General features: G+C 35.1%; 18 protein-coding genes. 5 read left to right on the top strand and 13 right to left on the bottom strand.

Annotated features, from left to right (window positions below):
* Positions 1 to 82 precede the first annotated feature (82 nt).
* A complete protein-coding gene (gene prmA, locus K5X82_01555) occupies positions 83 to 928 on the bottom strand; it encodes a 50S ribosomal protein L11 methyltransferase (protein ID QZT37589.1) in 846 nt (281 codons plus the stop codon).
* 9 nt (positions 929 to 937) lie between these two features.
* Positions 938 to 2014 (bottom strand): endolytic transglycosylase MltG, encoded by a 1077-nt coding sequence (mltG, locus tag K5X82_01550; protein ID QZT37588.1) that lies wholly within the window; start codon positions 2012 to 2014, stop codon positions 938 to 940.
* Between the two features lie 212 nt (positions 2015 to 2226).
* Between mltG and K5X82_01545 the strand changes: the two genes are divergently transcribed.
* A complete protein-coding gene (locus K5X82_01545; protein QZT37587.1) occupies positions 2227 to 3414 on the top strand; it encodes an FprA family A-type flavoprotein in 1188 nt (395 codons plus the stop codon).
* A 160-nt stretch (positions 3415 to 3574) separates the two neighbouring features.
* On the opposite strand, the gene K5X82_01540 is transcribed toward K5X82_01545, so the two are convergent.
* The 3 genes from K5X82_01540 to K5X82_01530 all read right to left on the bottom strand — a co-directional run bounded on the left by K5X82_01540 (position 3575) and on the right by K5X82_01530 (position 8919).
* On the bottom strand, positions 3575 to 7105 hold the full coding sequence (locus tag K5X82_01540) for a zinc-dependent metalloprotease (protein ID QZT37586.1): 3531 nt from the start codon (positions 7103 to 7105) through the stop codon (positions 3575 to 3577).
* A 127-nt stretch (positions 7106 to 7232) separates the two neighbouring features.
* Positions 7233 to 8258 (bottom strand): hypothetical protein, encoded by a 1026-nt coding sequence (locus tag K5X82_01535; protein ID QZT37585.1) that lies wholly within the window; start codon positions 8256 to 8258, stop codon positions 7233 to 7235.
* 523 nt (positions 8259 to 8781) lie between these two features.
* A complete protein-coding gene (locus K5X82_01530; GenBank protein ID QZT37584.1) occupies positions 8782 to 8919 on the bottom strand; it encodes an IS3 family transposase in 138 nt (45 codons plus the stop codon).
* A 120-nt stretch (positions 8920 to 9039) separates the two neighbouring features.
* Between K5X82_01530 and K5X82_01525 the strand changes: the two genes are divergently transcribed.
* Positions 9040 to 10323 carry an IS1380 family transposase gene (locus K5X82_01525; protein ID QZT37583.1) on the top strand — a complete coding sequence of 428 codons (1284 nt, stop codon included), beginning with the start codon at positions 9040 to 9042 and terminating at the stop codon, positions 10321 to 10323.
* Between the two features lie 187 nt (positions 10324 to 10510).
* On the opposite strand, the gene K5X82_01520 is transcribed toward K5X82_01525, so the two are convergent.
* The 5 genes from K5X82_01520 to K5X82_01500 form a co-directional block, all read right to left on the bottom strand.
* A complete protein-coding gene (locus K5X82_01520) occupies positions 10511 to 11260 on the bottom strand; it encodes an IS3 family transposase (GenBank protein QZT39072.1) in 750 nt (249 codons plus the stop codon).
* Complete coding sequence (locus K5X82_01515; protein ID QZT37582.1) at positions 11257 to 11526, bottom strand: transposase; 270 nt, start codon at positions 11524 to 11526, stop codon at positions 11257 to 11259. The genes K5X82_01520 and K5X82_01515 overlap by 4 nt, the downstream gene beginning before the upstream one ends.
* A gap of 285 nt (positions 11527 to 11811) precedes the next feature.
* The gene (locus K5X82_01510) at positions 11812 to 14286 is read right to left on the bottom strand and encodes an AMP-binding protein (protein ID QZT37581.1); all 2475 of its coding nucleotides are present in this window, start codon (positions 14284 to 14286) and stop codon (positions 11812 to 11814) included.
* A gap of 108 nt (positions 14287 to 14394) precedes the next feature.
* The gene (locus K5X82_01505; protein ID QZT37580.1) at positions 14395 to 15039 is read right to left on the bottom strand and encodes a lysine exporter LysO family protein; all 645 of its coding nucleotides are present in this window, start codon (positions 15037 to 15039) and stop codon (positions 14395 to 14397) included.
* A gap of 112 nt (positions 15040 to 15151) precedes the next feature.
* Positions 15152 to 15418, bottom strand: a complete 267-nt coding sequence (locus tag K5X82_01500) for a lysine exporter LysO family protein (protein ID QZT37579.1) — start codon at positions 15416 to 15418, stop codon at positions 15152 to 15154.
* A gap of 204 nt (positions 15419 to 15622) precedes the next feature.
* Between K5X82_01500 and K5X82_01495 the strand changes: the two genes are divergently transcribed.
* The 3 genes from K5X82_01495 to eno all read left to right on the top strand — a co-directional run bounded on the left by K5X82_01495 (position 15623) and on the right by eno (position 19299).
* Positions 15623 to 16747, top strand: a complete 1125-nt coding sequence (locus K5X82_01495; GenBank protein ID QZT37578.1) for a DNA polymerase III subunit gamma/tau — start codon at positions 15623 to 15625, stop codon at positions 16745 to 16747.
* Positions 16748 to 16776: 29 nt separating this feature from the next.
* Entirely contained in the window at positions 16777 to 17286 is a 510-nt protein-coding gene (locus K5X82_01490; GenBank protein ID QZT37577.1) for a hypothetical protein, read from the top strand.
* A gap of 708 nt (positions 17287 to 17994) precedes the next feature.
* Positions 17995 to 19299: a phosphopyruvate hydratase gene (gene eno / locus K5X82_01485; protein ID QZT37576.1), complete on the top strand. Its 1305-nt coding sequence runs from the start codon at positions 17995 to 17997 to the stop codon at positions 19297 to 19299.
* Positions 19300 to 19685: 386 nt separating this feature from the next.
* On the opposite strand, the gene K5X82_01480 is transcribed toward eno, so the two are convergent.
* From K5X82_01480 to K5X82_01470, 3 genes are read right to left on the bottom strand one after another with little or no spacing between them, the layout of a single operon-like run.
* A complete protein-coding gene (locus K5X82_01480) occupies positions 19686 to 21218 on the bottom strand; it encodes an arylsulfatase (protein QZT37575.1) in 1533 nt (510 codons plus the stop codon).
* A 36-nt stretch (positions 21219 to 21254) separates the two neighbouring features.
* Positions 21255 to 22793, bottom strand: coding sequence for an arylsulfatase (locus tag K5X82_01475; GenBank protein QZT37574.1), 1539 nt, complete (start codon positions 22791 to 22793; stop codon positions 21255 to 21257).
* Between the two features lie 46 nt (positions 22794 to 22839).
* On the bottom strand, positions 22840 to 24279 hold the full coding sequence (locus tag K5X82_01470) for a sulfatase (GenBank protein ID QZT37573.1): 1440 nt from the start codon (positions 24277 to 24279) through the stop codon (positions 22840 to 22842).

Below are 24279 nucleotides of genomic sequence, written 5' to 3'. Positions count from 1 at the left end.
GCAAAAAAAAGCCTCATCCCTTAATAACTATTTTCAGCTATTTAAAGGATAAGGCTAATAATTAAAATATAGATGAACGAACCTATACTCGAATAAACTCAACTACTGCCCAATCATCTTTCTCATTAACACTAAGTGATTTGTAACCTTTCTTTTTTGCGTAATCAATCATATCTGAAACATCAGACACAAAAAATCCACTCATAAATATTTTTCCACCTGGACGCTGCACAGATGCATATCTATGCATGTCTTGGATTAAAATATTTTTATGTATATTTGCGAAAATCACATCATAAATCTTTGTTTCAGGGATTGCATTTGCATCTCCTAAGATTGGATTAAGGCATAGATTTACATTGTTAATCTCGCTATTTTTAGTTGTACTGTCAAAACACCATGGATCAATATCAATCGCATCAACAATATCTGCACCTCGTTTTGCGGCCATGATTCCGAGAATCCCTGTACCACACCCCATATCAAGCACTTGTTTTCCTTGACATTCTATCTCTAATAACAACTCTAAGATCATAGCAGTTGTTTGATGATCTCCTGTACCAAAACTCATATTGGGTACAATCTCTATTTGGTAAGGATAACTTGAATCTTTTTCTGGTCCAACTGCTCTGATAAGAATTTTATTAGCAATAAGCATCTCCTTAAATGACTCCTGTTCCCATACTTCATTCCAATTCTGATCAGGAACTTCCTCACTCTGAGTTTCGACAGTATACATTGGGGCAAAATCCAAAGCACCATCTTCTATCAATTGAGTATTGTATAGCTTCGTTTGAACATAAGCATCTAAAGTATCTCCTTCTGAAACAAAACTATCATACCCTAACTCTCCCAAAGTGGCAACTAAAAGATCTCTATTAATCTCATTATCTGGAAAGATCTTGCAAATGGTCTTTGTATATTTCATTGAATGTAATTATTTACGATGGCTTTTAAAACCAATTCTTCTTTTATTTAACTCATTCTGATATGCACGAGCATTGATGAGATGTTGACGATAACTCTTAGCAAAAGCATGATAACCATCGAAAGTTTTATTGGCACAAAAATAGAGATAATTGTGATGGGTATAGTTCAGAACTGCATCAACTGCACTAATTGAAGGAAAACAGATCGGCCCAGGAGGTAATCCTTTATTTACATATGTATTATACGGAGAGTCAATTTTCAAATCTTGTATTAGAATTCGTGAAATTGTAAAATCTCCTAGTGCAAACTTAATTGTTGGGTCAGCTTGTAAAGGCCAACCTCTTTTCAGACGATTAACATACACACCTGCAACCTTAGACATCTCATCGGTATGCCTAACCTCCTCTTGTACAATTGAAGCGAGAGTAACCACTTCTACAGGCAAAAGTTTAAGCTTTTTCGCTTGCCCTAACCTCTGGGCATTCCAAAATCGCATATACTCTTTATGCATACGATCCAACCAATGTTCGGAACTTATAGTCCAATACATCTCATAACTATTAGGCACAAACATGGCAGGATAACTGTATTTATTGAATCCAAATTTTTGCATCTTGACTGAATCGTCAATCATCTTCAACACAGAAACAGAATCAATCATCAATTGACTAGCAACTTTCTTAGCAAGATCAGGAAAAAACCTCACATTATTAAAGGTAAGAACTATAGGACTTTGGTTTCCAGCAATAAATTGATTTACAAGATTATTCCCTGTTGTTCCCTTCTTCAAATGATATTTCCCTGGTTTTATCTTAGAAGATAGCATCTTCTTTTTTGCAATAAATTCAAATGCTTTCATATCCATTAAAGCATCTTTTCTTACAAGACTATCTTTTAACACCTCTATATCAGCATCTTTGCCGATAAAAACATCACACTCCGTTTTAATAATTGGATGAAAAACATATCCAAATAACTTATAAGAATATACACCTGCTCCAATTGTCAACAAAGCAATAACAACAGCAATATTTCTTCCCAATTTTGGGCGGATCAACGCATGATTAGATTTTCCAATAACCATTTTTATTTTTTTACATTATCATTTCAACTATTCAACTCCACGAAATTAACAGTAAAGCACTGTTTCACCAAATAAATATGAAATTCTAAATAAGGACCACATTATCTTATTTCGCTAATTTATAATGTAAAATTGAGCAATAATTATTACTTTTGCCGAACGAATTAAGCCCTCACAATGGCTTAGCATGTTTAATTTGAGATTATTAATTTATGCATCAAGTAAAATTATCCGATGACATCTTCTATGTAGGTGTTAATGACAGACGATCCGACAGATTTGAGAATTATTGGCCTCTAGACAAAGGTATGGCTTATAATTCATATCTTATCGTGGACGAAAAAATAGCGTTATTAGACACCTTAGAACGGGCTTTTATTGATGAATATATTGACAACATTAAGAATGTGATTGGTGATAGAGAAGTAGATTATCTTATCATTAATCATATGGAGCCTGACCACTCTGGAGCAATAAGAGCTATTGTAAAAGAATTTCCAAACATTACTTTTGTTGGTAATAAGAAGACCTTTCCTATGCTTGAAAGCTTCTACAAATTCACAGAGAACACATTAGAGATTAAAGATGGGGAAAACCTAAGTCTTGGAAAACACAATTTGCAATTCCACACAATCCCTATGGTTCACTGGCCTGAAACAATGGTAACCTATGAAACCACAACTAAAACACTTTTCTCTGCAGATGCATTTGGTAGCTTTGGAGCACTCAATGGCGGAATTTTTGACGATGAACTAGACATCTCCTACTATGAAGAGGAGCTGATAAGATACTTTACAAATATCGTAGGAAAATACTGCCCACACACACAGAAAGCTCTTCGTAAATTGGATGGTCTTGAGATCAAAACAATTGCGGCTCTCCATGGGCCCATTTGGAGATCACACATTGACATGATTCTGGAAAAGTATGAAAAATGGAGTACTTATCAATCAGAAAATGGTGTCGTTATCGTATTCGGAACAATGTACGGAAACACAGAGAAAATGGCTGACACCATTGCTAGACAACTTGCAGTGAGGGGAATAAAAAACATTCGCGTCTACGATGCTTCTAAAACACACCCTTCATATATTATTTCTGATATTTTCAAATTTAAAGGTTTTATCGTAGGTAGTTGTGCCTACAATAATGAGATGTTCCCAACCGTAGAAACTTTGATTAATAAAATCAAACACATGGGAATAAAGAAAAAATCACTTGGCGTTTTTGGCTCATTTGCATGGAACGGAGGTGGTGTTAAAAACCTTATGAAATTTGCAGAAGATATTAAATGGGAAGTTGTAGGTCCTCCGGTAGAAGAGAAAGGGGCTCTAAAAGAAGATAAATATCAACAATGTATTGATCTTGCAAATGCTATGGCAGACAAGCTCGAACAATAGTTTTTGTTATATAAACGAAACAAATAATTAAGTTATCGTTCTAAACAGACGAGGAGGCACTATAAATATAGCGTCTCCTCGTCTATTTTAAGCCTATACCATAAAACCACTCCCAAGTAAAGGAACGAAAAAACAGTATTGACGAATCACTCAAATATATCTAATGTACTACGACCTGTTTTTGAACACTTGTACCATCCAAAAAACGAATATCAAAGAAATAGATTCCTGCAGGCACTTGACGTAAATCAACTCTATTTTGTCCCTTTGTCAACTTATTTTCCAGAATGTTATTTCCTTTCAAATTGTAACAACAGAGAACTGAAGACTGGGGAACAACAAGATATACAAAATCAGTAACTGGATTAGGGAAGAGTTTTATCGAAGACAAGAAAACCTCATCAACCTTTGTAGCAAAATTCACTTGATCACTCAGACCTTCAACCTCAACTTCAAAATCCATTACGGTAGTATCATCAGATAGATTGGAACAGCTACCCACTTGAGGAGTTCGCCCTACAATCCAACGAGCTCTCGTCCTATTTACAAAAAATTCTGGCGTATCAAAATGGACAACGCTACCCAAAATACGCTCTGAATTTACGACTCGTTCTTCTTCTTCAAAAACACGATCTCCATCCCAATCAATAAAGCATGTTGTATAAAGCTCATCATCTCCAATCTGAGACAAAACTCTCAGTCTATTTTCAGTTTTATTAAGTAACCATACAATAGGACGCTTATAATCACCAAGACGAAATCTTCTACTATTGATTTCCATTGATACATCCTCCTGATCTAAAGTATGTCTATCCACAGTACAATACTTTACCCCTCTAGCAACAACAACAATATCATAATAACATTCTGTCTGTTTTCCATCATTTAACAGAACTATCGCTTTAACTCGATATTTACCTTCTTTCGCAAAAGAGATATCCTTTATTTCAAGGCTTGAACCTCTCCGACTCTTTACACCATCGACATACCATTGACACTCAACAACATTATCTACATTCTGCAAAAAGAGTTGAATTTTTTCACCAACCTCAACCGTAGAACTCATTGAAACAATTTTCACTGAAGCTTTATTTCCCACACTCTTTTCACCAACAACAATTGGTTTATATGGTTCCAACTGTATCACACAGTCTTTTACAGAAACAGAGCTCCCATTACCATAAACAGATATATTCATCCATCCATAAAATGGCTTATTATCTCTTAATATATAAAATCCTATATAGCATGGTGTTTTCTTCAAATCATCAAAACTAGGACTGCAGACATCAAAGTTCTTCGCATCTTTTTTCCAATTCAGTGATGCATCAACCAAATCTCCGGCTTCTAAAGATTGAATATTATCAGTATGAATAACCTGTGCAATATAGACACCATCTGTAGTTATAGCATAATGATCACGTCCAATTTTCTTTATTCTCATCTCTCGAACAATATCACCCAATACAACCTTAAAAGGATAGCTGTTCACTCGAATAGAGCCATACTTCTTAGTGTGAGGAAAATACTTTTCATTATTATTAAATTCAATATTTAACTTAATGGGAACAAGATATTTCTCTACTGAAGAAAACAGAGATGATTTCAACTGCATTTCTATCACCTTATTATCTTCTTGTAGATGGTTCGTCGCTTTACCGGATATTCGTACAATAAGCCCTCCATTCACCTCTACTAATTCGAGATCCATAGATTCAGGTAAATCACTCACCTCATAATCCTCACCATTGACAAATACTCTATTGGGATTCAGTGTAATTCCATCAGAGAAATAAAATTCCAAAGAATTCCCCATAATACCATTTCCATACACTCGGTCTTCATAAAAAGTATCTCCATTGGAATGTAATGATGAATGGTGGTTTGTTATTTTTTTTCCTGCAACGATTGATTGATAAGGCTTTGTATAAACAAAAATCTCAGAAGCCGTACACTCCTCCCCCTTACTATCTAGGCTCAAATTAACCCAACCATAATAAGGCTCATGGAATTCATTATAAAATTTGATTCCAACATACCCATTCTGTCCAAGCCAACTGGTAAATGGCCCCTGATACAATGTATAGTAGTCTTGATAATACCTTTCAGACACCGTTTGCCAATTTCTATCTTCTCCAATAATTGCCCCTTCAGAAATTACAGCTAGATTAAAACGGTCAGGTTCACAGATGATCTCTCTGCCATCAGTTATAAAGCTCAACCTCTTATCCATATACACTAACTCTAGATATCTGTCCGAAATATGAGTTCGTATAACACTATAAGGTTCATCTTTGTTAACCACCTCTTGTATTTTTTTCGAATAGACTTGGTATGGATCTCTAAACATAACTGACACCAACACCCCAACGTCTCCTTTATTATTGCCGACAAATAGTTCATTTGGAAAATGAAAACGAAGCATACAGTTATGCACCTTTTCATGGTTTATCGTTTTACCTATCAAATGAATTTTAAAAGTTCCATCCGAATTAGACATCACACTACACTTGACACCTTCTGGCAAACCTTCAACAATCACTCCATCCAATAAAACCGATTTGGAAATAAAAGAACCATTCTCAACAACACCATTAAGAACTTGATCAACACTACCGTCATTCGTAACATTTTCAATTACTATATGGTTATCTAAAACGCATCTTATTTGCCCATCGCCAAGAGTCTTTCGGATATTTTCATCAGTCCACAACTTATTTCGTTCTGCAACGGATGAATTTAATGCAGCATGCATTCGATCAACTTGACCTTTTGTAAATGCAACTGAATTTGTGGGATAGTCCATATAATTTTGAACCATATCAAGTGATCCACAAGATTCACGCAAAATATCGGTTTCATTAAGCCCTCCTACCGTATTTGGAGTATCATCCACAGAATCATCTTCGCCACAATTCCTTGACAACCCAACACTATTACCTGTACCCCATGTATGATACAAGTTTAGCCAATGCCCAACCTCGTGAACCAATGTGTCATCAGTACCATCATAAAGCTTTAAAAATGCCCAATAAGACATATGAATTCCATCTTGCCCTTTACTCTTCTCATCATCGACATACATGGGCAGAAGAGCAGAACCAGAAACCCTTAAACCACTTATACTCCTTACGACCCATATATTTAAATACTTACTCCTAGGCCATCTTATTAAATCTTCTACATTATTGCCATCTTTTGTTTTATAACTGACAGTACGAGTTATTCCACTAGTTGGGTAACCATCGGGATCAAAAACAGCTAACTTAAACTCAATCCTAGGATTGCCAACAATCGGCAGAAAGTCAGGAACAAGATCTTTCAAATCATGATTTCGATTTGAATATTTCATATTCAATATAGCAATAGCATCATGAACTTGCTCATCAGTTAGATTTTCTGGGCCATGATGATGAATGAGATGGACTACAACTGGAATAGTATACTTAGGTTTATTTGATTTCGAATCAAAATCAGCTCTTTTTCTTGTTCGCAAAAACCGAGTATAATCTCTTTCAGATAAAGCTTTTGATTTTTCAAAAGAACGTTTAAACTCCGGATCTTTTTCTATAATTCCCTCAATTTTTTTGACATCATGCCCATGATTACACGAACAATTAACATGTCCTTGAGACTTAACCTGTATAACAGACAAAAAAAAGAGGGCAAATAACGAAACGATTTTCAACATATTAAAATATAGATTATTTAAGCTCCTAATATAAACATAATAATACATCTATTCACATCATAATTCAACATTATGATAATAAGAGGTTTATAATACTATACAGTTAATAATGACGTTAAAATTCAACTCACTCAACACTAGTAGGAGACATCGGATATTTTTTAGGAACTGTTGCAGAATGAACCATGATATCTACATATCCTTTTCTTGTATAGAAACTACGACTATGCTTATTATCAAAAGAGAGTAATCCTTTAAAATCTTCTAGCCTGTCATAATTCTTATGAAACATCCACTCTTTTATTTCTGTTAACATTTCAGAAAGGTAATCTAATTTATGCCTATAAATAGTGCTTACAGTTTGAACAGCACTCGCACCCGATAAAATCATTTTAATGACATCATAGCCATTTCGCACCCCACCAGCCCCAATGAGATCAGCAACAGTATTAGGATAAACCTTCCCAATAAAAGGATATACTCGAGGTGATATCGCTTCTGAGGTGATGTCTAGATCACAAATTAACGATTCTGTTTGCGTATCAATATCTGGAAACATTGGATTTCCAAAAAAGATAATTGCATCAGCCCCCGATTTGTCCAAACATTTCACATGATGAAGTAGGTTTGTATAATATGGGCTCAATTTTACCGAGACAGGAATATCAAGAACACTTTTCAGACGTTCAATAACTCGATACTGCTCTTGTTCTGTGTGCCTAGAGCTATAACTCCACGAAAGGTTTGGCAAGCTATAATTTAGTTCTAATCCTTTCACCCCTTGATCCTGTAAAGCTTTGGCATAAGACTCCCATGCATTAAAGTGAACACAATTCAAGCTACCAATCACAGGAGCATTAAGTCTTTTCACCAAATCACGAACATTACTCAAATGAGCGTGTAAATCTCCATGTCTAACAAAAGGGAACATATTTCGTTTCTGATGCTGACGATCTTCAAACTTACGTTTTTGAACATCTGTGGCTTCCTCCATAAGAGCAACTTCTTCAAAAAGAGTTGGATATATTACTGCACCAACTCCATTGCATACAGCATCCATAATGATATTCGGAGAAAGAGGTAAATTAGAGGCACCTAGTACGATCGGTGTCTCAATAGGAATTCCCATATATTTAGTCGACAAATTTACCATAAGCATTAGTTAATTAAAGGCATCATAAAAGTGTACACTTAAAGCACTCTTTAAGTGATAACAAATATTCAAATCGAAAGTTCATCACCGCTATTATAAACAGACTCACTCTTTACAACCAGAGTCACTAAGACTTTCTTAGACACAAGACAAACAATCCTAGAATCATTTGACATTCAGTGACTAAAAACTTAAATATATGGTGACAAATATTGACGCATATACTTTAATAAAAAAAGATCATTTTTGGATTAAGTAATCCGGAGATACCACTCTCCCAAATAATTTTAGAGAGTAGATATGATAGTGATTATGAATAAGTATATACTCAATCATAGATTGACGGTAGAATAAAAAATAATCTTAAGATATTATCACCATAGAATATTCATCTATTTAACATTTTTGATGAATCAAGTATCTTTGAAGTAGCAACAAACTACGGAGAAAACCTATGGAGATCCTCTGCCATTGGAGTAGTGTAAATTAAACTCTGGAATAGCAACTAAAAAGGTTACAATTTTTAAGCTATACTTTTCAAGTTTATATTTCTTAATTCCATCTCCTTCTCAACTGGAGTCTTATAGTCCAAAGCTGAATGCACTCTATCATTGTTATACCAATAGATATATTGATTAACCGTTTGACGTAGCTGTCTCATATTGTCAAATTTAATATGACCTTGAATCCGCACGTGTATTGTATTAATTTTAAGTAAACATCAGTAAGACAATGCATAGTAAGGCTTTTATATATTCAGAAAAATCACCTATTTAGGTGAATGATCAAAGATTTTAATTCAAAGGTGACACCATTTGGTGGGATATATTTAATTCATGATTTGCTAATTTCAAACGGCATTATTCAATTTATTAATGAGCAATTAGTAGACCGAGACCCAAAGTGTATCTATAAGTTCTCTGATTTGTTATTACCACGCGTATACACTACTTTTTGTGGAGGTAGTGCGACGGAAGATATTAACTATCTTCGGGATAATACATTGAATAACTTGAGATCAATTTCTATCCCTTCTGCTGATACCATTCTAAGAGGAGATGTGGAGCTTTCTACTCCATGTGAGATTATCGAAGGAAAGACTACAATTAAAGGCCAAAAGATAAATGTTAACACACTAATGAATAAATTCTTGTTGGCTAGTGCTATTAAGTTTAAACAGTTAGATCCTAATGCTTCTGATCTTATCTATGATTTTGATCACCAGTTTATTCCCACTCAAAAGAGTGATGCAGAATATAGCTATAAGAAGACAGAAGGATACTTCCCAGGAGTCGCAACCATAGGTAACATTCCTGTATATATTGAAGGACGAAATGGAAATTGTCATGTTAAAACGGCTCAATTAGAGACCCATAAACGAGCATTAGAGTTGTTGGCATCCAAAGGTGTAAAATTACGATATGCAAGAATGGACTGTGGTTCATATATCAAAGAGGTTACAGACTACTTTCATCAAGAGGGTATTCTATTTTCGATTAGAGCCTCTCACTCTAACGTATTACTATCAAAAGCATCAAAAACAGATAATTGGTCTTGTTGTGAGATAAATAATCAAGCATATGAAGTCAATAGCTTCAAATATGAATTTGGTCAATATACACATAGAATCATCGCATACCGAAAACCCAATAAGTCCAATCAAATGTCATTGATAACCAATGATGCGAAGAGTTATCAGTTTATAGTAACCAATGATTGGGATATTACAGAAGAACAAGCTATTATATTCTACAATCAACGTGGAGCTAGCGAGAAGGTTTTTGATATTCAGAACAATGATTTTAATTGGAAATCAATGCCTCACAGCAACTTAGAAGAGAACACTGTTTACTTGATAATAATGGCTGTAGCACACATTCTATATCGATACATAATATCAAAGTTTGCTGATTTAGTCGACGGGTTAAAGACAACAAGTAGACTCAAAGCATTTATATTTCGCTTTGTTACGGTGGCAGCTAAGATTACCAAAAGTGGGCGAAGAGTGATTGTTCATTTAGCAACAAACAATAAGAAACTAATTAAATCTACAAAGACTGGATAGAATGATAAACGGAACTGGTATTGGCTCTCCCTCATTAGCCTTAAGACATAAGTGGGTAAGGGAAGTTGTGTCTATCAAAGGTCTAAATTCATAGATGTAGCACGTAGTATCTCCAAATGCAGGCTTAAAATCAGGATATTACCCCATAATAAAGATTTGAGGTATGCAAGAAAAACATCTGCGTATTTTAGGTATGATTTAAGCATTCATATTTGATCGTTTTAAAGAAACTTTCTGCTACAGCATTGTCCCAACAGTTACCCTTTCGACTCATGCTCTGCTTTGCATCACAGTGCTTTATGAAAATATTTCTAAATAAGTTACTTGCATATTGAGAACCACGGTCTGAATGGAAAATAAAGCCTTTTTGTATATCTCTGTTATTACGAGCATTGGTCCATGCTTTCAAAACGGTATTCTCTGTAGTCATATCTTCACTCAAAGCCCATCCAATCACTTGTCTATCTGCAAGATCAATTACAGTTGTAAGGTATGCCCATCGGTTTAAAACCTTAATATATGTGATATCTGAGACCCACTTACTTCCAAGCTTCTCTACACGAAATTCTCGATTTAGAAGATTTGGTGCAACAGGATAGTCATGCCTTGAGTCTGTTGTTGCTTTAAACTTCTTTTTTAAGATACTTTTTAATCCCATTCTATTCATAAGACGTGCGACATAACTCCTTGACAAATAGATGTCAGAACGTCTCAATGTTATGCGAATTCGACAACTTCCATACCTGCCTTTGCTTTGATCATAAATCCTTTGTATTTCTTCTTTTATGGTCAATGTCCTTTGAATAGATGGGTGCTTTGAACTATAATCTTTATTCACCCACTGATAAAAAGACTTCCTACTAATACGAAGAAGTTCACACATTTTCCCAACTGAATAGAAACTTCGATGATCCCTTATAAACAAATACTTATTCAGTCTTTCTTGGAGAAAATGCTCACCGCTTTTTTTAAGATATCACGCTCTAATTCTGCATTTTTTAATGCCTTCTTTAGACGTTTTATCTCTTGCTCTTCTGCAGTAAGCGTTTTTTTTCCTGCTAAACCTTCAATACTAGCGGCTTTCTTTAGCCAGCTTCTAAGCGTTATAGGACTTACCTTATAATCTTTCGCTACTTTGGTAACGCTTTGACCTGATTGCACTAAGGATACAACCATCTCTTTAAATTCAATATCATATTTCATAACTCTGCTAAGTTAAGAAAAGCATAGTTTTTTTTTGTTACCTCAAAAGTAGACATTCCACTTTTATACTGCAGGTTGGGTATGAATTAAGTAATATTAATAATAAATAAACACTTAGGTCATTCATTTTCTCTTTTACTATACAATCTCTGTTTCTATAATTGCATTACATGGTGTTTTATTAATCCAACTCTAATAGTAAGAATCATATTAATCACCTCGACTAAAAACAAAGAGGATAACCCGATGGATTATCCTCTACAAATATCTATTTTAAACTCTTAGTTAATATACCCTCTGACTAATCATCTCTTTCACTTCACGAGCAATAACCTTAGGCTCCTTCTCCTCAGGATAATATAGATCTAAGAATTCGACTTCAATTTTCTTAAAAGGTTTTACAAATTTTGAACCTCTAGGCATTGCATTATAAGCACCTCTAATTGCAACAGGTAAAATTGGCACATTCAGCTCTTTACTTAGAATTGCAAAGGTCGTTTTAAAAGTCCCAACACTTCCATCATAAGTACGAGTACCCTCAGGAAAAATTATCAACTTCTTACCCTGACGAAGCACTTCTGCCATCTTTTGTATTGACTCTTTAAGATCCTTCTTCAAATCCATCACAATCACATTATTACGATCTGCCACACCTCTTAACAAAGCATTATTTATATGCTCTTTTTTAGCGTAGAAGTATGTGTCATTCATTGTTCTATTGTTTATATAGGACGCAACTAAAAGCCCATCAATAAAACTTTGGTGATTTGGTGCAATAATACAAGCCCCTTCTGGCATAGCTTGTCTATTTACCCCTGTTAATCTAAAATAAAATTTAAAGAATAATTTCGAGGCCATACGAATCCAATTAGTTGTTGGCCAGGTACGAGGTAAAGTCACATTCACTCTTTCTTTGAGAGTTTGAGACCAATTAATATTCTCAACCTTATGAAATAGCTTATTTTCCCTAATGTGGTCAACCATATTCGAAATCGAAGGAAATTTTAATAGACGCTCTTCATCTATTTTAACTCCAAAATTCTTTTCTATAAAATCGATTAGATTCATCTTAGCCAAAGAATCTAAAGCAATATCGAACTCAATATGATGTTCCGGAAGAATTTCCATATCAACTTGTGCTTCAATAAAATCCTTAACTGCAGCATACTCCTTTGACAATGGAGCTTTATTATCTTTTGTCTCCTCTTGTCGTGGAGCTTCAGCAGCAGCAATAAATTCTTCCAGTTTATATCGTTGAATCTTACTTAACCGAGTTCGAGGCAACTCCATATTGATAATTGTAAACTTTACAATTCTCTTGTATGAAGAGACTGATTCATTGTATTTTGAGAATACTTCTTTTTTAAAGAATGTATCTATATCTTTAATTCCGTGAGATTCCAAAAAGCTGTATTCAGGAACCACAATTGCATGCAATTGGTCTTGATGTAAAATTACTCCTGATTCCTTAACTCCTTCAGAAATCAAATCTAATTTTGACTCCAACTCGACAGGATTGATATTCTTTCCGTTAGGAGTGACAATAATTTCTTTCTTACGACCTGTGATAAACAAGAGACCTTTCTCATCCATGTATCCCAAATCACCAGTATATAACCAACCATCTTTTAATACATCTGCAGTCTCTTCTGGACGATTATAATATCCTTTCATAATATTGCGTCCCTTCGCAAGGATCTCACCCTCTTCAAACCGAATTTGAATTCCTTGCAAGGCCTCTCCAGGACTTCCTGCGACAATTTTTCCAGGACGAGTAAATGTGATCATAGGTGATGCCTCAGTCATTCCATAACCTTCGAGTATTTCAAAACCCATAATCTTCCAAAAAGCACCAACTTCACTAGATAAAGCAGCACCTCCAGCAATCATAAACTCAAGATTGCCACCTAAGTTATCATGAACTTTTTTAAAGATCTTGCGTGAAAAAGATTTCGAATTAATTCGTTTTGCCAAACGATAAAGAAACATGGCAATCTTAGATTTCTCCATCTTGCTCATTACCCCTTTGTACATAATCTCATACAGGCGAGGTACTCCAATAATAAGATTTACCTTATTATTCTTTAAGGTCTCCATCATCTCATTAGGCTGCATAGACGCCGCAATAACAATTGTGCCTCCTGAAGCCAATGGAATTAACATAGAGCCACCTAATGGAAAAATATGATGTAGAGGTAAAAGAAGTAAGGTCTCCATATCTTCAGTGTAGATAGTAACACCTCCAGTAACTGCCCACACATTTGCTTCCAAGTTAGTGTAACTCAACATAACACCTTTTGGTGACCCAGTAGTACCAGAGGTGTAGATGATAACAGCAGTATCATCCATATTCTTTGGATCGGACCAATTATCACGTTCAGAAGCAATATGATCTAGATCTAATTCATCAAATACAACAATCTTGGGGTTATATCCACAATTAGCAATAGCTTCTATCAGAATAGATTTTTGCTCCTTACTAGTAAATACAACTTCTGGCTTACTATCTTCCAAAACATAGGCCACATCACTAGCCATGGACATAAAGTCAATTGGAACTGCCGTAGCATTATTTCTCCATGCAGCATAAAAAGCATAGATCCATTCAGGGCGATTCTCAGAAAAAATCGCAACTTTATCTACCTTTTCATCCACAAAAAGATCTGCAAATCCATGGATATTCTTTATCATCTCACGATAACTAATGACTTTCTCACGAAAAATCATTGCAGATCGTTCTAGATTATTTAGTTTAATCATATTTTTCCCTTCTTATCTCATCAGTAGCAAACGACACTGTGATTGCACTCATCTCCTTTTTAATGCAAACACCACAAAGTTAATCATTGTTCGACAAACGACTAAACACTAACCGAACAAATCAGTCGAAAGCTTGACTATTATTGGCAATATTGATAAAGAAAAATAGACCAAGACTGGAACTAACAGAGTGAGAACAATCCCATTAAACACAGAAATGACAGCAATCTCTTTACCTGAATATTTTGTAATAATAGGCAAAGTTGTATCCATTGAAGTAGCCCCACCTGAAGCAATTCCAGCAAATCGACCAAAATATCTCACATAAAAAGGGACCAAAATAAGTGTTGTTAACTCACGAATAATGTTTGAGAGTAATGCAATTGTACCCAACATCTCTCCATTAGCTTTTGTTATCAATATAGAAGACAAACTATAATATCCTAATCCTGACCCAACAGCTGCTCCATCTGCAAATGAGATGTTAGGCAAAGCAAATGAGACCAATGCTGCACCAATTATCGAACCGATAGCAATCAAAATAGGAACCATTAATATCTTATAATTCATTGATTTTATCAAGTCCCATGAAGAGCTATCAGCACCCACACCAATACCTACTACGAAAAGCAAACTCATCAAAACATATTCACTCACGTTGTCCACAGGAACATGCTCTAAAGGTAAAAGATCATACACTCCAAGAATTGCCCCTAAAGCAAAAAAACATAATATTATTACACTACCTTTCATAGTTAGCAACTTAACATTTTTAGAACTTATCTCCTTCTGTTTCCAACGTAACCTATTTCACTATAGTAAAAACAGAAGGAAGAAAACTATTTTTCACATTTCAGATCACTTCTTACGGAAAAAACTTCTTTTCTACCAAACGCACAAAGAATATACTCCCAGCAACAGCACCTGCTGTTAATAATAATGCATCTTTTCCAAGCCCAAACAAATTGGATATAATTTTTTCATCTGCACCAACCCCATAACCAAGGACAAAAAGCAATAGATAAATTATTATTGTAGTTAATTTATTATTCACAGAAATAATCTTGCGTTGGTTTCGAAGTAGGTATCCAAGCACTATCCCTGCGACCATAATGAAGATTAATAGCAACATAGATTCAAAATTGATTTAAAGTTTATTACGATATATAATTAAGTTTCTGTCACAAAGTAAACAATTTAAAAATGTCTAAACTTCTTATTCTTAGATTATGTCATTTTTAATGATGTTTTTTTCAATAGTTGGCCTTAACAGTTGGCGCAAATTTTATATCTTTGACTCCAACTTTTCAAAGGTATTAAGACTGAAATAGAATATATGGAAAACTTTATTGTTTCTGCAAGAAAATATAGACCTGGCACTTTTGCATCCGTTGTTGGACAAGAAGCCATTACCAACACGCTAAAAAATGCAATCAAAACAGATCACCTTGCTCATGCATACCTTTTTTGTGGACCAAGAGGTGTCGGTAAAACTACATGTGCACGTCTTTTTGCTAAAACAATTAATTGCCAAAATTTAAAGACAGACTTTGAACCTTGTGGCACCTGTGAAAGTTGTACCTCATTTACAGAAAATCGTTCGTACAACATCCACGAATTAGATGCTGCATCTAACAATTCAGTTGAAGACATCCGTTCTCTCAACGACCAAGTTAGGATTCCACCTCAAATAGGCAAATATAGTGTTTATATCATCGATGAGGTACATATGTTATCTCAAAGTGCTTTTAATGCATTTCTAAAAACATTAGAAGAACCACCAGCACATGCGATCTTTATTCTAGCCACCACCGAAAAACATAAGATTCTAGCCACTATTTTATCTAGATGTCAGATTTTCGATTTCAACAGAATGGAGATTTCGAACATAGAGAGTCATCTACAACACATTGCTAGTCTTGAATCTATTTCACTTGAAGAGGATGCTGCCAATATCATTGCTCAGAAAGCGGATGGTGCCATGCGTGATGCTTTATCTATTTTCGATCAAGTGGTTAGCTTTTGTGGAGACGAAGTAACTTATGTGAAAGTACTAGAGAACTTGAATGTTCTAGATTACGACTACTATTTCAAGCTAATCGATCTGTTTCTTGAAGCAGACTACTTAAAAACCATGCTTATCTTTAATGAAATTCTTTCGAAAGGATTTGAAGGTCAACATTTCCTTGGGGGATTAGCTCGACATTTCAGAGATTTAATGGTAGCAAGTGATACAGTAACCATTAAACTTCTAGAAGTAAGCAACAACACAAAGAATCAATATAAAGAACAAGCGACAAAGTGCTCTCAACCATTCCTTATTGAAGGTTTGCGTATTGTTTCCGAGTCTGATTTTCAATACAAAACATCGACAAACAAACGTCTTCATATCGAGCTTGCTCTCATTAAATTGGCACAACTCGATGCCAAACTAAAAAAAAAAACGATGATGACTCAGTAGATGAGGAAGAATTTGATTCTTTGGCTCCAATGTTCTTAAGAGAAATCTCGAAACAGGACTCTGAGCCAAAGAAAATTGACACTCCACCTGTATCAAATAAAAAGATCCGTAAAACTGTAAGAATTACAAACACACCTGACTCTTCAATTCTTAAAGAAGAAAAAGAATCAGAATACAGTCAAAGTAAAACTCCGACGCAACACACCCCTACTTCTATCGCATACATTTGGAGTGAAATCATGACAAAAATCAAAGAACCAACTGAGTTAGTTTTCTTTCAACAGCATGTCCCAAAACTTGCATCCACAAGAGATCTCCAACTAGAGGTACTTCCCAAAGACATTGACATTGCAAAAAACTTGTGTGATAGAATTGAACGATATTTTACCGCGAGAACAAAGATACAAACAAAAGTATCTATCATTGAAAAAGAAGGGTCAAAAGAAGAACAAGAAAAACAATCCACATTAAATGAAATGATTCATGAAAATGAGGCCCTACATCAACTAGTTCAGAATTTTCAATTACATTTTGAATAGAAAAATAATTATTCAAACAGCAAGTCTTAAAGAGTGATGAAACATGCTTTTCACACTCTTTTCAAAAATGATGAATGACTACATTTTCATTCATTTCTAATAAAACAATAAATCGCATCACACAAAGTCTGAACTAGAAAAAAGTTCCCTCTACAAAACAGATTCAGGAGAATCAATACATTTACAACTTTTATTTCACGGTACTCATATTAAGTTTGATTATTACAATCTTTAATCCCTCCCCCAATCAGCCACACAAAAGTGGCATTTGGCAATGAATCACATCGAGAAGACCAACAGGTGATCTAAAAACATAATTTTTTGATCTATAAAGTCACTAAATGTCATATTGAAAACTTGTGAGCGATGTTATTTTACTGCTATGAAACACATCCACTCACACTTTTATTCTTACAATAAAAATATAAGAACCAGGCAAAAAACCTCCTTTCAGTACTAGGGAAACAGAAAGTAAAAATGTATATTTGTACTGTTTTGAAAAAACAACCATTTATCCAATGACGAGCTGTATATTTTACAACATGTTTTTCGAGATGGGTGTCTAATCAAAATGAATTTAAATAAAACATTATGGGTAGGCTATCTACCCAAGAGGTCTTAAAATATATTGCTTCAGACCTATCCTTGTCTTAACTATATAGACAAGAGTAATTCTGATAACTGTTTAACATATAAACATAAGTAAAGATGTTAATTGAAAAAGTAGTCGGTAGAGAAATCTTAGATTCTCGTGGTAACCCAACAATCGAAGTAGAAGTAACTCTAGAGAGCGGATGTAAAGGTCTTGCAGGTGTACCATCAGGAGCATCTACAGGAGAAAATGAAGCACTAGAATTGCGTGATGGAGACAAGAACCGTTACCTAGGTAAAGGGGTATTGAAAGCTGTTGATAACGTAAACAACGTAATCGCTAAAGAAATCGTTGGTATGAACGCATTGGATCAAGTTTCACTTGACCACAAACTTCTTGAAATCGACGGAACAAAAACTAAGAGTAATCTTGGTGCTAACGCAATGTTGGGTGTTTCTTTGGCTGTTGCAAAAGCTGCAGCAGATTACCTAGATATGCCTCTTTACCGTTACATCGGTGGTACAAACGCAAAAACTCTTCCTGTTCCAATGATGAACATCATCAATGGTGGATCTCACTCTGATGCTCCTATCGCATTCCAAGAGTTCATGATTCGTCCTATTGGTGCTCCTTCTTTCCGTGAAGGTCTTCGTATGGGTGCAGAGATTTTCCACGCATTGAAAAAAGTTCTTTCAGCAAGAAAACTTTCTACAGCAGTAGGTGATGAAGGTGGATTCGCTCCAAAACTTGACGGAACTGAAGATGCATTGAACTGTATCATCGAAGCGATCAAGAATGCAGGTTACAAGCCAGGTTGCGCTGAAGATGGAGGAGATGTTTCTATCGCTCTTGACTGTGCTGCTTCTGAATTCTATGTAGATGGAAAATACAACTATGCTAAATTCGAAGGTGATAACGGAGCTATTCGTTCACGTGAAGAGCAAGTTGACTTCTTAGCTTCTCTTGTTGAGAACTTCCCAATCGATTCTATTGAGGATGGAATGGACGAAGGAGACTGGGATGGATGGGTATTGTTAAATGCGAAACTAGGAGATAAGATCCAGTTAGTAGGTGACGACCTTTTCGTAACTAATGTTGAGTATCTACAGAAAGGTATCGAATTGAGTGCAGCTAACTCAATTTTGATTAAAGTTAACCAAATTGGTACTTTGACTGAAACATTGAATGCAATTGAGATGGCACACCGTGCTGGTTATACTTCTGTAACATCTCACCGTTCAGGTGAAACAGAAGATTCAACTATCGCAGACATCGCAGTAGCAACTAACTCAGGACAAATCAAAACAGGTTCATTGAGCCGTTCTGACCGTATGGCGAAATACAATCAACTTCTTCGTATCGAGCAAGAGTTGGGTGCAAATGCTGTATACGGATACAAAAAAGCTAAAGTTCAGAAATAATTTTATTTCTTCTTTATAAAACAATTTTTGAAGCCATCCATTCGGATGGCTTCTCTTTTTACACACAATACTCTTATCAATAAATATTTACAACAAGCCAAGGCCTACCTAATATTTAAAACTAATACAGTGTAACATAAAAGAATATATTCTTCAATTTAGCTTAAATCAGGACACTCATCACGCTACTTATTTATCACAAAATAAGTTGATAACTGCGATGTATTTTCTGTATAATTCTTGAATCATCTATCAATAAATCTTTACAAAACAACAGGAGATATGAATAGAGAAAGCTCTATTTATCTCCCATTGTAGATCTATCTTGATAGTACAGACCTTTATTTAATAAGATCGATTCTATTAAAAATAGAGTGACATTCAAATCATCTCTTAATATTTAGAAGTAGATTTTCCATTTCTTTAGCAATAGAAGGAAATTGTTCAATGAGATTATTCTTTTCCGAAGGATCATTCTTTACATTATAAAGAGCTGCATGAGATACTCGCTTACCCCTTTTATGATTCGGTATATATTTCCATGCGCCACGCCTTAATGCAGTTTGATTTCCAGGAGCCTCTTCGACAATATAAGGAGCATTTTCTTTGGCTTCTCCCAAGAAAGTGGCTCTCATATCCCGACTATCTTTGGCTTCTCTTGATGGTATATCCACATTCAAATAAGTTGCGAAAGATTTTAAAAAATCTATTTGACTAACAAGAGCATTTGATTTTGCAGGTTTGATTTTACCAGGCCATCTAATAATAAATGGAACTCGAGTACCACCTTCTTGGATACGATACTTACCACCAGTATAGACACCTGTTGGGTCATGACCTCTATCCACCTCTTTAGTTGAAGTTTTCACAGTACACCCATCATCGTAACCATCATTGAAAACAGGCCCATTATCACTACTAAAAATTACAATTGTGTTTTCATCAAGACCATTCTCTTTTAGGGTCTTTAGTATCTCTCCAACAACCCAATCAAACTCTACCATCGAATCACCACGATAACCTAATGTTGTCGTACCTTGAAACCTTTTATGAGGTGTACGAGGAACGTGTATATTTTGGGCTGCATAATACAAAAAGAATGGTTTCTTCTTATGCTTTTTTATGTACTTCTTTGCTTTTGCAACAAAAACATCACTCATATCCTCATCATTCCATAATGCACTTTTTCCACCAGATTGATACCCTATTCTACCAATACCATTGATCACACTATTATTGTGTCCATACATACTCTTATAGTATGTCATGGCTTCAGGGTTTACCTTTCCGTCAGGATATTGTGTGTTATCATGTCCTTCTACATCACTTTTCTTACGACCAATATAAAGAGGATCATTCTTTTTCAATCCTTCAACTTTATGATTCTCCAAATAAACACAAGGAACCCTATCATTTGTTGATGGAAGAATATATGAATAGTCAAATCCTATCTCATTAGGGCCAGGAGCAACCTCTGCATTATAGTCAACCTTATGTCCTTTACTTCCAAGTCCTAAATGCCATTTACCAATGCAAGCAGTGGCATAACCAGCTTGTTGAAAAACCTTAGGCAAGGTGGTAATATTAGTAGGAATCAGAAGAGGAGCACCTGGAGGCAAAATATTCGCATTATACCGAAACCCACAAATTCCTGTTAACATTGAAAATCGACTAGGAGTACAGGTAGATGCAGTACAGTGTCCATCGGTAAACACAATCCCTTCATTAGCCATTCTATCAATATTTGGTGTAGGGATTAGTTTACTACCATAAACACCAACATCAGCATACCCCACATCGTCACCATATATGATTACGACATTAGGTTGTTGATTTTCATTTGATTTTTCTTTTTTGGCTTGGACTCCAACAGAAGCTGTAACCAAAGAGAGTAATAACAAATTCTTTTTATTGATCATTAATTTTTATGTTTTATAGGTTAACACCATTAATTCTTAATTATCCACATGAGGCATTCTAAATTTCTTCAAATTCGAACGGGTATGTTCTTTCTTCATCAAATTTTTCACATAGACAAACAGTAGTGGATATTCTTCTTTCACATTCTTCTGTTCTTTCGGATCTTTTGTTAAATCATATAAGGCCTCTTTCACTTGACCTCGACGTAAATTCTTTCGAATAAGTTTCCAATTTCCATATCTCATTGCTTGCTGACCATCTCTTTCAGGATATTCCCAATAAAGATATTCATGCATCGCTTGCCTCTTATCTACTAGGGTATTAAAGAAGCTTATACCATCTGTATCTTCTGGTATCTTATGCCCTGTAATTTGACAAAAAGTAGGTAAGACATCCCAAAATGCACTAATGTGATTGGATGTTCTTCCTTTCTTAATACGCTTAGGCCAGCAAGCAATCATCGGAACTCGAACACCACCTTCGTGTACGGAACATTTACCCCATCCCATCGATTCATTAAATTGACCTGCACTGTTAAAATGAGGACTATCCGTACCTCCATTAAAGGATGGTCCATTATCCGATGTAAAAACGATCAATGTATTGTCGTAAATACCCATACCCTTCAACTGCTTAACAAGCACCCCAACTTGTTCATCAAGATAAGATATCATTGCGGCATAAGTTGCATGAGGATATCTACATGGGTAATAACCTCTGTTTGCGAGATATGGCTTTTCATCACCAAATTTCTTTTGATAGTAATCGACCCATCTTTTAGGAGCTTGCAATGCTACATGGGGGATTGGAGAAGCCCAATAAAAGAAAAATGGTTGTTTTCCATTTCTAGAGATCCATTCTCTCATTTTAGACGTCATCACATCCGGAGAATAAGTATTCGATGTGAACTTATCGTAACTTTTCACATCCAAAGGGTCACTTCCTTTGGGAAGCTTAAGGTCTAAATCAACCGTATCATTGTCGAGATAAAATCGCTCTTCATTTAAGTATAGATGGGTTGGATAGTATGTATGTGCTACTTTTTGACAGATATAACCACAGAAGAAGTCAAATCCTTTTTTATTGGGAGTACTTACTGAAGTAGGAGATCCTAGCCCCCATTTACCTATCATTCCAGTATTATATCCCTGATCCTTTAGGTATGCTGGTAATAGTTTAACATCAGCAGGAATGGATTTTTGCCCCTCAATAGATGAATCTGATAACATTGACTCGTAATAAGTCTTCCCATTAACTCCACCTGACACAGGATAATTACCTCGGATATAAGAGTGTCCCGTATGCTTACCAGAAAGCAAGACACATCGAGATGGTGCACAAACAGGCGATCCTGAATAATGCTGAGTAAACTTAATACCTTCCTTTGCTAATTGATCAATATTTGGTGTTTCAATTAATCTCTGTCCATAACAACCAAGCTCACCATATCCTAGATCATCAGCAAGGATATAGATAATATTAGGTTTCTGTTGTTCCCTTTTCTCTGCGGCCATACTGTTGAAACTGCAAAGCATCGCTAAAGATGTAGGTATCCACCATTTGTTTACATTCATAATTTAGAAGTAGTTGTGAGTAATTTTAGTTTTATCTTTTGATTCATTAAAACTGATTGTTACGCTTTTCTAGCATTTCTTTCTCAACAATAGCATTATATTCTGGGTTAAGAGTAATAGGAACTGGTGCATGAAGATTTTCTCTCCATGTTTTAATCATCTCATAAAGTTCATGGCACTTTTCAGGATACTTATCCTTTAAGTTATTTCGTTCTCCTATATCAGAGATAAGATTATATAACTCCATTTTATTGTCTTCATAATAATAATGTAATTTCCAATTACCATATCTCACAACAGTACCAGGGCGTGTTCTAAAAAGAACATCTCTTGCTTGATCAATTTTACCTGCATATGATTCTAAGTAGATGGGAAAATGCCAAAAAAGAGGTTTCGTTGATAGTTTATCACCTTTAACAAGCAGTGGTAAGAGACTTCGTCCATCACAAACTTGACGATTATTGTCCTTAACTAAGGCTTTACATGTTGCATATATATCCATATTTACAACCGGAAGATCACTAACCCTATGTCCTCTAATTTTTCCTTTCCAATAGGCAAAAAAAGGAACACGTATTCCTCCCTCGTAATAGCTTCCTTTACCAGCTCGAAGTGGGTCCTGATATGATGTTTTGCGAACACCTCCATTGTCAGAAGTAAAAATGATTAAAGTATTTTCTAGCAAACCACGTTGTTTTAAAGCACTAATCAGTTTCCCCATATTAGTATCCACTGTCTCTATCATTCCTGCATAATTGGCATTAGACTGTCCAGGAGAATTCATTTTATGCTTATATTTTTTAACTAGACTGTCTTTTGCCATCAATGGACTATGCACTGAGTAGTAAGATAGATAGACAAAAAATGGATTATCTTGGTTTCTATCGATAAAACCGATGGCTTCATCAGTAAGTCTATCGGTTAGATATTCGTGTTCTTTCTTGGGTTCTAGCTTTGGTACGTTATATGGAGCAAAGTATCCTTTTCTACCAGGGTTACCCATTTCACATCCAGCAACATTTTCATCAAACCCCTGAGTTAATGGATTATTACTAACATGCCATTTGCCTAGACTAATAGTTTTATAACCATTAGTACTAAACAGATTCCCAAGCGTTTGTATTTTATCTTGTAAAACCAATGTGTTTGGAGTAGGAATAATCTTTCGTGTTTTAACATTACCTCTCTCAGAAGATTTAACAGTATAAATTCCATGGCGTGGAGTATTCTGTCCACTTAGTAAACAAGCTCTACTTGGAGCACAATTAGAGGCTCCAGCATAACCATTATTGAAAATAATACCCTCATTTGCGACCTTATCAATATTTGGAGTTTCATAAAATGAACTCCCTGTATATCCTAAATCTTTATATCCTAGATCATCTACTAAAAAGACGATTACGTTAGGTTTTTTCTCTGCTCTAATTTGTGTAGAAGACAGCATCAATAGAGCAATAAGTGTTTTAAGCAAACGAATATTTTTCAT

This window comes from Prolixibacteraceae bacterium (assembly GCA_019856515.1).
Lineage (GTDB): Bacteria > Bacteroidota > Bacteroidia > Bacteroidales > Prolixibacteraceae > Halosquirtibacter > Halosquirtibacter xylanolyticus.
This window is presented reverse-complemented; position numbering and strand designations above follow the sequence as displayed.

Coding starts and splice junctions, on each gene's coding strand:
- prmA (QZT37589.1), bottom strand. CDS start 928: ATGAAATATACAAAGACCATTTGCAAGATCTTTCCAGATAATGAGATT.
- mltG (QZT37588.1), bottom strand. CDS start 2,014: ATGGTTATTGGAAAATCTAATCATGCGTTGATCCGCCCAAAATTGGGA.
- K5X82_01545 (QZT37587.1), top strand. CDS start 2,227: ATGCATCAAGTAAAATTATCCGATGACATCTTCTATGTAGGTGTTAAT.
- K5X82_01540 (QZT37586.1), bottom strand. CDS start 7,105: ATGTTGAAAATCGTTTCGTTATTTGCCCTCTTTTTTTTGTCTGTTATA.
- K5X82_01535 (QZT37585.1), bottom strand. CDS start 8,258: ATGGTAAATTTGTCGACTAAATATATGGGAATTCCTATTGAGACACCG.
- K5X82_01530 (QZT37584.1), bottom strand. CDS start 8,919: ATGAGACAGCTACGTCAAACGGTTAATCAATATATCTATTGGTATAAC.
- K5X82_01525 (QZT37583.1), top strand. CDS start 9,040: ATGATCAAAGATTTTAATTCAAAGGTGACACCATTTGGTGGGATATAT.
- K5X82_01515 (QZT37582.1), bottom strand. CDS start 11,526: ATGAAATATGATATTGAATTTAAAGAGATGGTTGTATCCTTAGTGCAA.
- K5X82_01510 (QZT37581.1), bottom strand. CDS start 14,286: ATGATTAAACTAAATAATCTAGAACGATCTGCAATGATTTTTCGTGAG.
- K5X82_01505 (QZT37580.1), bottom strand. CDS start 15,039: ATGAAAGGTAGTGTAATAATATTATGTTTTTTTGCTTTAGGGGCAATT.
- K5X82_01500 (QZT37579.1), bottom strand. CDS start 15,418: ATGTTGCTATTAATCTTCATTATGGTCGCAGGGATAGTGCTTGGATAC.
- K5X82_01495 (QZT37578.1), top strand. CDS start 15,623: ATGGAAAACTTTATTGTTTCTGCAAGAAAATATAGACCTGGCACTTTT.
- K5X82_01490 (QZT37577.1), top strand. CDS start 16,777: ATGTTCTTAAGAGAAATCTCGAAACAGGACTCTGAGCCAAAGAAAATT.
- eno (QZT37576.1), top strand. CDS start 17,995: ATGTTAATTGAAAAAGTAGTCGGTAGAGAAATCTTAGATTCTCGTGGT.
- K5X82_01480 (QZT37575.1), bottom strand. CDS start 21,218: ATGATCAATAAAAAGAATTTGTTATTACTCTCTTTGGTTACAGCTTCT.
- K5X82_01475 (QZT37574.1), bottom strand. CDS start 22,793: ATGAATGTAAACAAATGGTGGATACCTACATCTTTAGCGATGCTTTGC.
- K5X82_01470 (QZT37573.1), bottom strand. CDS start 24,279: ATGAAAAATATTCGTTTGCTTAAAACACTTATTGCTCTATTGATGCTG.